We start from the raw sequence: 11,251 nt of genomic DNA on the forward strand, positions 1-11,251 counted from the left end.
TCCTCGAACAGCGACGCCTCCCACAAGGCGGACTCGACCAGCGCCTCGGGGGTGGCCTTGCCGTACTTCTGCAGCAGACGGCGATCCAGCGAGCCCGCGTTGACGCCGATCCGGATCGGCGTGCCATGGTCGTTGGCGGCCCGCGCGATCTCCTTGACCTTGTCGTCGAACTGCTTGATGTTGCCGGGGTTGACGCGGACGGCCGCGCAGCCCGCCTCGATCGCGGCGAACACGTACTTCGGCTGGAAGTGGATGTCGGCGATGACGGGGAGCTGCGACTTCTTGGCGATCACCGACAGGGCGTCCGCGTCGTCCTGCGTCGGACAGGCCACCCGGACGATCTGGCAGCCCGACGCCGTCAGCTCGGCGATCTGCTGCAACGTGGCACCGATGTCCGACGTACGCGTCGTCGTCATCGACTGCACCGACACGGGTGCGTCTCCGCCCACGGCCACGGTCCCGACCTGGATCTGCCGCGAGACACGGCGCTCGGCGAGCTTGGTCGGAACGGACGGCATGCCGAGAGAAATCGCAGTCATCTGCTGTGCAACCCCAAGGTAAGGATCGGTCGGTCCCGAAGCTGACGGGCTCCAGCCAACGAGATTACGGCACCCCCGAACACGCGAGCACATCCGCCGCACGGGCCACCACAGGGAAGGGCGACCGGGCCCACAGCCTGCCCGGTCGCCACGAACTCCGTCTTGCTAGGAGATTCTCACCGGGTTAACGACGTCCGCCACCAGCACCAGCAGCGTGAAGCAGATGAAGATGCCCGCCACCACATAAGCCACCGGCATCAGCTTCGCCACATCGAACGGCCCCGGGTCGGGCCTCCTGAACACCTTCGCCACATTCCGCCGCAGCGATTCCCACAGGGCGCCCGCGATGTGCCCGCCGTCGAGCGGCAGCAGCGGGAGCATGTTGAACAGGAAGAGGGAGAGGTTGAAGCCCGCGACGAGGAACAGCATCATCGCGATCTGGTTCTCCGGCGGGATGTCGAGGGTGAAGACCTCGCCGCCCACGCGGGCCGCGCCGACCACGCCCATCGGGGAGTCGTCCTCGCGCGGGCCGTCGCCGAACGCCGCGTCCCACAGGGCGGGGACCTTGGACGGGAGGGCGATCAGCGACTCGACGCCGTTCTCCATCATGTCGCCCATACGGTCCACGGACTGGCCGAAGGACTGCTGGACGATGCCGGAGGCGGGTGTGAAGCCGAGGAAGCCGGCGTACACGTACTCGCCCTCGACATAGCCGCCGCTGCCGTCGCTCTTGCTGACCTGGTTGCGGATCAGGTGGGTCTGCAGGTCGACCTGCTCGCCCTTGCGCTCGATGGTGATCGTGACGTCCTTGCCGGGGTTGGCGCGGATGTCGTTCTGGAGGGTGGACCAGTCCTCGACGCGTGTGCCGTTGAACGCGATGATCTTGTCGCCCGCTTCGAGTCCTGCGGCCTTCGCGGGTGCGGCCTGGTCACCCTTCTCACACTTGGTGCGGTTCTCGCTCTGCTGGATGACGCAGTCGGAGACCTTGCCGACCGTGGTCGTCTGGGTCTGGACGCCGAAGGTCATCATTACGCCGAGGAAGATCACGACGGCCAGGATCAGGTTCATGAAGGGGCCGGCGAACATCACGATCACGCGCTTCCAGGGCTTGCGCGTGTAGAAGAGGCGGTTCTCGTCGCCGGGCTGCAGCTCCTCGAAGGACTGCGCTCGGGCGTCCTCGACCATGCCGCGCCACGGCGAGGTGGAGCGGGCTTCCAGCCTGCCGTCCGGGCCGGGCGGGAACATGCCGATCATGCGGATGTAGCCGCCGAGCGGGATCGCCTTGATGCCGTACTCGGTGTCGCCCTTCTTCCGCGACCAGATGGTCGGTCCGAAACCGACCATGTACTGCGGTACACGGACACCGAAGAGCTTCGCCGTGGAGAGATGTCCCAGTTCGTGCCAGGCGATCGAGAACAGCAGGCCGATCGCGAAGACGACTATGCCGAGGATCGTCATCAGGGTCGTCATGCACGGACCTCCGCCGTCGTCGTCTGCACTGTCTGGTCCCCCTGGTTCGTCAGTTCCCGGGCCCGGGCACGTGCCCAGGTCTCCGCTTCGAGGACGTCCGCGACGGTGAGTGAGGTTCCCGTACCTCCCGTACGGGGAGTGCCGTGCTCCCCGACCACCTTCGTCACGGTGTCCATGATCCCGTTGAAGGGCAGGGCGCCGTTCAGGAACGCGTCCACGCACTCTTCGTTCGCCGCATTGAACACGGCCGGGGCCGTGCCCGCGAGTTCTCCCACATGCCGGGCGAGGCCCACCGACGGAAACGCGTCGTTGTCGAGCGGGAAGAACTCCCAGCTCGACGCCTTCGACCAGTCGAAGGCGGGCGCGGCGTCGGGGACGCGCTCGGGCCAGCCGAGCCCGATGGCGATCGGCCCGCGCATGTCGGGAGGCGTCGCCTGGGCGATCGTCGATCCGTCCGTGAACTCCACCATCGAGTGGACATACGACTGGGGGTGCACGACCACCTCAATCCGCTCGAAGGGAATGTCGTAGAGGAGGTGCGCCTCGATGACTTCGAGCCCCTTGTTGACGAGGGTCGCGGAGTTGATCGTGATGACGGGACCCATGGCCCAGGTGGGGTGCGCGAGGGCGTCGGCCGGGGTGACGTCCGCGAGTTCCTCCTTCGTACGTCCCCGGAAGGGGCCCCCGGAGGCGGTGACGACGAGCTTGCGTACGTCGGATCTGGTGCCCGAGGCGAGCGCCTGGAACAGGGCCGCGTGCTCGGAGTCGACCGGGATGATCTGCCCCGGCTTGGCCAGCGCCCTGACCAGCGGGCCGCCGACGATGAGCGACTCCTTGTTGGCGAGCGCGAGGGTGCGGCCCGCTTCGAGCGCGGCGAGGGTGGGCGCGAGTCCGATCGACCCGGTGATGCCGTTGAGCACGGTGTGACACTCGGAGGCGGCGAGCTGCGTGGCCGCGTCCGCTCCGGCGAGGATCTCGGGCAGCGGCTCGCCGCTCCCGTACCGCTCGCTCAGGGCCTCCCTCAGCTGCGGTACGACGTCCTCGCGGGCGACCGCGACGGTACGCACCCGAAGCCGCCACGCCTGCTCCGCCAGCAGCGCCACCCTCCCGCCCGCCGCGGAGAGCCCGCTCACCCGGAACCTCTCGGGGTTGCGTTCCACAAGGTCGATGGCCTGCGTACCGATCGACCCGGTGGATCCCAGGATCACCACGTCCCGGGGCCCGTCCGAGGTCACGGGGTCGAAGACGAGATGCGGATCAGCGAGGGGCGCTGGACTGTCGCTCATCCCTCCATTGTGGCCGCACCGAGCCACTGACCGGACAGGGTGTCCCCTTCGTGGGCCCTTACCGCCATGTGTCACTCGACAAAGCCATATCGCCATCCGTGAAGCTCACGTGAAGAAAGCGTGATACTCCTTCTCCCCTGAACATTGGACGACACCCAGGGGGGATCTCCATGCGGATACGCGCTGCCCTGCCCGCGCTCGTCGGATCCGTGGCTCTGACCGGCACTTTCCTCAGCGCTCCGGCCCAGGCCGCCGGACGCGTCCACCTCTGATCTTACGCAGTGAACCCCCGTTCCGGGGTGGTGAGGCGCATCCCTGGCCCGGCGGCGCGGAGCACCGATGCGTCACTCCGTAACGCCTCTGATACGCTCAGTACATTGTCGGGGGCGATAACCAAGTCCCCAACAGCCCGAGTGAGTCCCGTACTTGCTCCTGCGGCCGGAAGGGTCGTCGTCGGACAGGCATGACCTGTCAAACTCCTCGGAGCGATCCAGGGGAGAGTCTCCCGGATTCATCCGGGAGAGAACTTCAACAGGTCTATTACGACAGCATTCGTCGCCGTCCTCGGCGCAAGCCGTTACTTGCGCCGTCGGCGGTTCTTCGACCTGTTGGACTTGGCCGACTTCTTGGCGGGCCGCCGGGCCGGGGCAGGCTTCGTGCCGGTGATCGCTTCCTTCGAAGGCGAACCCGCGGCCGAAGCAGCGGCCTTCGAAGGTGCCGGTGCCGCGTCGGAGCGGCTGAAGTCCCCCTCGACCACACCTTCCGCCGTGTCCAGCGTGGGTGCGCTGAAGTGGAGATCTTCGTCCCGCCGCCCGGGCTCCAGGGTCTCCTGACCGTCGCGGGCCTTGCCCGAGGCGTCGAGGTTGAAGACGTAGCCGACGGACTCCTCCTTGATGGCCTCCGTCATCGCGCCGTACATGTCGTAGCCCTCGCGCTCGTACTCGATGATCGGCTCGCGGCCCAGCGTCCAGCGCAGGCCGATGCCGTCGCGGAGGTAGTCCATCTCATAGAGGTGCTCGCGCCACTTGCGGTCGAGGACCGAGAGAACGACGAGGCGTTCCAGGTCACGGAGAGCGTCGGAGCCGAGTTCGGCCTCGCGCTCCTCGTAGCGGGCGTGGATGTCCTCGGTGATCGTCTCGAGCAGGTCGTCGGCGGTGAGGTTCGCGCGCCCGCCGGCCTCGTCCTCCACGTCCCCGATGGTGACCTTGATCGGGTAGAGCTGTTTGAAGGCGCCCCACAGCCGCTCCAGGTTCCACTCCTCGGGGAAGCCCTCGGCGGTCTCCTCGGTGATGTACGCACGGATGGTGTCGTCCATGAAGTGGATGATCTGTTCGCGCAGGTTCTCGCCCGCGAGGACCCGGCGGCGTTCCTCGTAGATCAGCGTGCGCTGCCGGTTGAGCACCTCGTCGAACTTCAGGACGTCCTTGCGGGACTCGAAGTGCTGCTGCTCGAGCTGGGACTGGGCGGAGGCGATGGCACGCGTGACCATCTTGTTCTCGATGGGTATGTCCTCGGGGACGTTCGCCATCGCCATCACACGGTCGACGACCTGCGCCCGGAACAGCCGCATCAGGTCGTCCTCCAGGGACAGGTAGAAGCGGGAGGCGCCGGGGTCGCCCTGCCGGCCGGCGCGTCCGCGCAGCTGGTTGTCGATACGACGTGACTCGTGGCGTTCGGTGCCGAGGACGTAGAGCCCGCCGAGGTCGATCACCTCGTCGCGCTCGGCCGCCACGGACTCCGTCATCCTCTCGAGCGCGGCGCGGTACTCCTCGGGGTGGTCCTCCGGATCGAGCCCCCGCCGGTCCAGTTCCGCGCGCGCCATCGCCTCGGGGTTGCCGCCGAGCATGATGTCGGTGCCGCGGCCCGCCATGTTCGTGGCCACGGTGACCGCGCCCTTGCGGCCGGCCTGGGCGACGATCTGCGCCTCGCGCTGGTGGTTCTTGGCGTTGAGCACCTCGTGCCGGATGCCCCGCCGCTTCAGCTGCGCGGACAGCAGCTCGGACTTTTCGACGGAGGTGGTGCCCACCAGGATCGGCTGGCCCTTCGCGTGCCGCTCGGCGATGTCGTCGACGATCGACGTGAACTTCGCGTCCTCGGTGCGGTAGATCTGGTCGGCGTCGTCCGCGCGGATCATCGGCCGGTTCGTGGGGATCGGCACCACGTGCAGCTTGTAGATCTGGTGGAACTCGGCGGCCTCGGTCATCGCCGTGCCGGTCATCCCGGCGAGCTTCTCGTACAGCCGGAAGAAGTTCTGCAGGGTGATCGTCGCGAGGGTCTGGTTCTCGTCCTTGACGGTCACGCCCTCCTTGGCCTCGATCGCCTGGTGCAGGCCCTCGTTGTAGCGGCGGCCTGCGAGGATGCGGCCGGTGTGCTCGTCGACGATGAGGACCTCGCCGTCGATGACCACGTAGTCCTTGTCCTTCTTGAAGTGCTCCTTGGCCTTGAGGGCGTTGTTCAGGTGGCCGATGAGGGGCGTGTGGTCGGACTCGTAGAGGCTCTCGATGCCGAGCTGGTCCTGGAGGTACTCGACCCCGCTGTCCAGGACCGCCACGGTGCGTTTCTTCGGGTCGTACTCGTAGTCGTGCGTGGCCCGCAGTTCGGCGAGGCGTTCCTTGTCCATCGGCGAGGTGAAGTGCTCGTCCTGGATGGAGACGCCCCGCATCCGCGTGACCATCTTGGCGAACGCCTCGTACCAGTGCGCCGGCTGGTCGGCCGGACCGGAGATGATCAGTGGCGTACGGGCCTCGTCGATGAGGATCGAGTCGGCCTCGTCGACGATCGCGAAGTGATGGCCGCGCTGCACGAGTTCCTTCTGCGACCAGGCCATGTTGTCGCGCAGGTAGTCGAAGCCGAACTCGGTGTTGGTGCCGTAGGTGATGTCGCGGGCGTACTGCTCGCGCCGCTCGGCCGGTGTCGACTGCGACTTGATGACGCCGACGGTCAGGCCGAGGAAGCGGTAGGCCCGGCCCATCCACTCGGCGTCACGCTGGGCGAGGTAGTCGTTCACCGTGACGAGGTGGACGCCCTTGCCGGTCAGGGCGTTCAGATAGACGGGCAGGGTCGCGACGAGGGTCTTGCCCTCGCCGGTGTGCATTTCGGCGATATTGCCGAAGTGGAGTGCCGCGCCGCCCATGATCTGTACGTCGAAATGGCGCATTCCGAGGGTGCGCCGGGAGGCCTCGCGCATCGCGGCGAAGGCTTCGGGCAGCAGATCGTCGAGGCTTTCGCCGTCGGCGTGGCGTTTTTTGAACTCCGGGGTGAGATCCCGTAGTTCGTCGTCGGTCATCCCCTCGAATTCCGCTTCCAGGGAATTGACCTGTTCGGCGATGCGCTGCAGCCTGCGCAGCATGCGTCCCTCGCCGGCCCGCATGATCCGGCCGGTGATGCGCTCGAGAGTGGCCACTGGAATTCCCCCTCGGCCCGATGGGGGGCGTCGACGTCCCCGAGGTCGATTCTGTGTCGCTCGCCTTCGGTGCGGCAAGCAACAGAATGACCACGGGGACGTCAGTGCATTCCTGGGGAAAAGGTCAGCGAATGGGGCGGTGGACGTTGTCCCGTTTCGCCGGCCCGGGAGTCGCGTCCGCGATCCAGGCGCCGTCACCGGAGGGGTCGATGACGCCCTCCTCCAGCCAGGTGTACGTACCGCCGAGGACGCCCTTGACCACCTTGTGGTCGAGGTCGTCGGTGTTGCTCCACAGCCGGCCGAAGAGTTCCTCGACCCGGATGCGGGACTGGCGGCAGAAGGCGTCGGCGAGCTGGTAGGCCTCGCGGCCGTGCTCCCCGGTGGTGCGCAGGTGCTCGGCGCGTACGCAGGCCGCGCTCATCGCGAACAGTTCGGCGCCGATGTCGACGATCCGGCCGAGGAAGCCCTGCTTGGTCTCCATCCGGCCCTGCCAGCGCGACATGGCGTAGAAGGTGGACCGGGCCAGCTTGCGGGCGGACCGTTCCACGTAACGGAGGTGACCGGACAGGTCGAGGTGGCCCTCCGGGTGGAAGTCCGCGTACGAGCGTGGGAGTTGACCGGGTCCCGCGACCAGCTTGGGCAGCCATTTGGCGTAGAACACACCGGCGTTCGCGCCCGCCTTCGCCTTGTCCTGGAGGGTCTTCTCCGGGTCGATGAGGTCGCCCGCGACCTTCAGATGGGCGTCGACGGCCTCGCGTGCGATCAGCAGGTGCATGATCTCGGTCGAGCCCTCGAAGATGCGGTTGATGCGCAGGTCGCGCAGGATCTGCTCGGCCGGGACAGCGCGTTCGCCGCGGGCCGCGAGGGACTCGGCGGTCTCGAAGCCGCGTCCGCCGCGGATCTGGACCAGCTCGTCGGCCATCAGCCAGGCCATCTCGGAGCCGTACAGCTTCGCGAGAGCCGCCTCGATACGGATGTCGTTGCGGTCCTCGTCGGCCATCTGCGAGGACAGGTCGAGCACGGCCTCCAGGGCGAAGGTCGTCGCCGCGATGAAGGAGATCTTGGAGCCCACGGCCTCGTGGAAGGCCACCGGCTTGCCCCACTGCTCCCGCGCCGCCGACCACTCGCGGGCGATCTTCAGACACCACTTGCCCGCGCCCACGCACATGGCGGGCAGGGACAACCGCCCGGTGTTCAGCGTCGTGAGCGCGATCTTGAGACCCGCACCCTCCGGGCCGATGCGGTTGGCCGCCGGGACGCGGACCTGATGGAAGCGCGTGACGCCGTTCTCCAGGCCGCGCAGGCCCATGAAGGCGTTGCGGTTCTCGACGGTGACGCCCTCCGAGGCGGACTCCACGACGAAGGCGGTGATGCCGCCCTTGTGGCCCTCGGACTTCGGCACCCGCGCCATGACGACGAGGAGGTCCGCGACGACGCCGTTGGTCGTCCAGAGCTTCACGCCGTCGAGGACGTACGAGTCGCCGTCCGGGACCGCGGTGGTGGCGAGCCGTGCCGGGTCGGAGCCCACGTCCGGCTCGGTCAGCAGGAAGGCCGAGATGTCGGTGCGGGCGCAGCGCGGCAGGAAGGTGTCCTTCTGCTCCTGCGTGCCGAAGAGCTTCAGCGGCTGCGGTACGCCGATCGACTGATGCGCGGAGAGCAGCGCGCCGACCGCCGGGTTCGCGGAGCCCACCAGAGCGAGCGCCTTGTTGTAGTACACCTGGGTGAGGCCGAGGCCGCCGTACTTGGTGTCGATCTTCATGCCGAGAGCGCCGAGCTCCTTGAGCCCGTTGATCGTCTCGTCCGGGATCTGCGCGTCGCGCTCGATACGCGCCCCGTCGATCTTCGTCTCGCAGAAGTCGCGCAGCTTGGCGAGGAACTCCTCGCCGCGCTGCGCCTCCTCGTCGGTGGGCATCGGGTGCGGATGGATCAGATCGAGCCGGAGGCGGCCGAGGAACAGCTCCTTGGCGAAGCTGGGCTTGCGCCAGTCCTGCTCACGTGCGGCCTCCGCCACCTGGCGCGCCTCGCGCTCGGTGACGGCGGGCTTCTTGGTTGGTGCGGACATGAGGGGCTTCACCTCGCCGCGAGTCGGGATCTTCGGAACAGTCGGTTACTGGCCGGTGCTACTGGATCGTATGTACCCGATTCCGGGCAACCTCACCAGTCCTCGCGCACCGCCCCGCCGGATGAGCCCCTCCGCACGAACGCCGGTTTCAGCCGATGTCCACCGAGAACGCCTTGGTGTCCACTCGGCCCTTGCCGCGGAAGACCTCGGTACCGGCCTCGATGCCGGAGACGTACTTGTCGTCGCTCAGCAGCTTGCGCCGTACGAGTGCCTGGGTGAAGTCGTCGAGATTGAGGGTGGCCTTGGTCGTGTTGGCGACCCGGACGAAGGAGTGCACCTTCCAGCCGATGTCGCCCTCGTAGATGTCCCACATGGCGCCGCCGAGGCTGACCCGGCCCACCTTCGAGCCGAGCGGTCCGGCGCCGCCCTGACGGTTGAGCCACACCATGATCTCGTCGGTGGGCTGGTCCTGCCAGTCGGCGGTGTTCTTGCTGTGCAGCCACAGGTCGTACGCCACGTTCATGGTGCCGGGACTGGAGCTGACCGAGAACTCCCAGCTGGTGTTGACGCGCTTGCGGTCGCCGACTCTGATGGGCAGCTCGGTGGAGGCCTTGTCCACCTTCCAGCCCCAGTGCCAGCCGAGCACGGTGCTGGAATAGGATTTCACGGCGTTTTCCTTGCCGGCCTTGCTGGTCCAGCTGTAGTCCGTGCCCCACGAAATGGTGTTCCCGGAACGGGAGTTGTCCCAGACGCACTGGGTTCCGGTGCCGTCGTCCTGGCCCCACAGGTTGTTGTTGACGTAGTACTTGCCCATCGTGATCGTGTCGAAGGCCGCACACTTCTTGGCCTCCTCACCGGCCATCGCAACGGTGACGGACGCACCGGCCGCGAGAGCGGTGACGGCTGCGGCGGCGGTCTTCGCCCCTCGAGAGAGGCGGGGGCGTCTGTGCTGCATGGGAGGTCCTTCCGGGGACGATCGCTTACGTTCCCCCAGTCACCGCCGCGCTCCGAAAGGTTGCCGCGCAAGTTCAGCCTCGCCGGACAACGCTCAACTCAGTGGGAAGGCTCTGAGGGACGTCCCGCGCAGGACGTACAACCGCTCGTCGTCGGCCAGCAGTTGCAGGGAACCGCTCGCGCGCTCCACCGACTTGAGGGTCCAAGCGGTTCTGTGGGTGCGGCGGTCGATCGCGACGGCGTCCGTGCCGAGTTCGTACGGGGTCGGGAAGACGAGGTCTCCGGCGAGCAGGGGCGGGCGCGCAGGGGGTGATTCGAGGAGCACCGTGGACTGCCACCGCCAGCGCTGCTTTCGCCGGTCACGCTCGACGGCCCACAACTCCCGTCCCAGCAGCGTGAGATAGAGCGTCGCGCCGTCGATCGCGGCCTCGCCCCACAGCACGCGCCCGGCGAATTCGTCTCCTGTCTCCTCGGGGTCGAAGCTCCAGCGCGTGCGGCCGGTGCGCAGGTCGAGGCAGAGTGCGCCCCGGCCGGAGACGACGACCGTGTCGTCGGAGACGGCCACGGCCCGCTCGGTCGCGCCGGTGTGGTCCAGGACCTCCACGGCCTCCAGGCTCAGCGCCCGCCGCCACACCTGCTCGCCGTCGGCGGCGCGGTAGGCGGTGACCGCGTCGTTGTCGAGCAGGACGAACAGATCGCCCGCGGCGCCCGCGGCGGCCGTCTTCGCCCTGGCTCGGGTGAGCTCCTTGCGCCAGAGCACGCGCCGCGCCTCGATGTCGTAGGCGACCACGAGGCGGTCGGTGTCCTCGAGTTCGTCCTTGTAGGTCGAGCCGGGCACGTGGCCCACGACATAGACGATGCTGCCGTGGGCCGCGCACACCGGCTGCTGGATCAGGGCGAGATTCAGACCGAGCGGCTCGGTCTGCCAGATGCGGCCGTCCGAGGGCTGCACGACCGCCAGCCGCCCGCTGTCGTCCCGGGTGGCGAGCACGACGGCCCCGGCGCAGCGCGTGAGGTAGGAGCCCATCTCGTCGCCCGCGGTCCAGAGCGGGGTGCCGCGCCGGGCGTCGACCCCGTGCAGTCGGCCCGCGTCGTCGGGGACGACCAAGAGGCCGTCGGTGAGGACGGCGCGTTTGCCGAGCTTCTCGAAGTTGCCGCCGTGCTCCCACACGGGGTTGGGGGCGCCGTCGGGCGCCCGGGTGGTCGCCGGTGTGGGGGCGGCCTTGGCCGCTGGGGTGGTGCCGTCGTCTCCCGAGGTGAGCCACCAGGCCGTGCCCGCGACACCGGCCACGGCCGCCGCGGCGCCCCCGGCGAGCAGGGCCCGGCGGCCGGCGCGGACCGGGTGCGGAGGCCGCTCAGCGGTGGCGCGGGGCGGTGGGGGTTCGCCCACACGGGCGGCGCGGGCCGCGATGTCCGCGAGCACCACGGGCGGCAGCAGTTCGGCGAACCCGCCGCCGGTCCGCCGGGGCCCGGCCGACCCCGCCCGGCCGGCCGCCACAGCCGCGTCGCGCACGGCCTTGACCATGTACTCGGTCAG

General features: G+C 68.4%; 7 protein-coding genes. All 7 read right to left on the reverse strand.

Annotation, left to right across the window (positions count from 1 at the left end; genetic code table 11):
• Positions 1–539, reverse strand: a 539-nt coding sequence (locus IEZ21_RS03320; RefSeq protein WP_189320398.1) for a flavodoxin-dependent (E)-4-hydroxy-3-methylbut-2-enyl-diphosphate synthase, incomplete at its 3' end; no start/stop codon positions are given.
• Positions 540–704: 165 nt separating this feature from the next.
• Entirely contained in the window at positions 705–2,009 is a 1,305-nt protein-coding gene (locus IEZ21_RS03325; protein ID WP_189320399.1) for a M50 family metallopeptidase, read from the reverse strand.
• A complete protein-coding gene (gene dxr, locus IEZ21_RS03330; RefSeq protein WP_189320400.1) occupies positions 2,006–3,295 on the reverse strand; it encodes a 1-deoxy-D-xylulose-5-phosphate reductoisomerase in 1,290 nt (429 codons plus the stop codon). The genes IEZ21_RS03325 and dxr overlap by 4 nt, the downstream gene beginning before the upstream one ends.
• 577 nt (positions 3,296–3,872) lie before the next feature.
• Positions 3,873–6,665 carry a preprotein translocase subunit SecA gene (gene secA, locus IEZ21_RS03340; protein ID WP_189320900.1) on the reverse strand — a complete coding sequence of 931 codons (2,793 nt, stop codon included), beginning with the start codon at positions 6,663–6,665 and terminating at the stop codon, positions 3,873–3,875.
• Between the two features lie 157 nt (positions 6,666–6,822).
• Positions 6,823–8,760, reverse strand: a complete 1,938-nt coding sequence (locus IEZ21_RS03345) for an acyl-CoA dehydrogenase family protein (RefSeq protein ID WP_189320401.1) — start codon at positions 8,758–8,760, stop codon at positions 6,823–6,825.
• A gap of 148 nt (positions 8,761–8,908) precedes the next feature.
• The gene (locus tag IEZ21_RS03350) at positions 8,909–9,715 is read right to left on the reverse strand and encodes a GH12 family glycosyl hydrolase domain-containing protein (protein ID WP_189320402.1); all 807 of its coding nucleotides are present in this window, start codon (positions 9,713–9,715) and stop codon (positions 8,909–8,911) included.
• Between the two features lie 93 nt (positions 9,716–9,808).
• A partial coding sequence (locus IEZ21_RS48375; RefSeq protein ID WP_189320403.1) for an outer membrane protein assembly factor BamB family protein occupies positions 9,809–11,251 on the reverse strand: 1,443 nt, incomplete at its 5' end.

The organism is Streptomyces flaveus (assembly GCF_014647675.1).
Lineage (GTDB): Bacteria > Actinomycetota > Actinomycetes > Streptomycetales > Streptomycetaceae > Streptomyces > Streptomyces flaveus.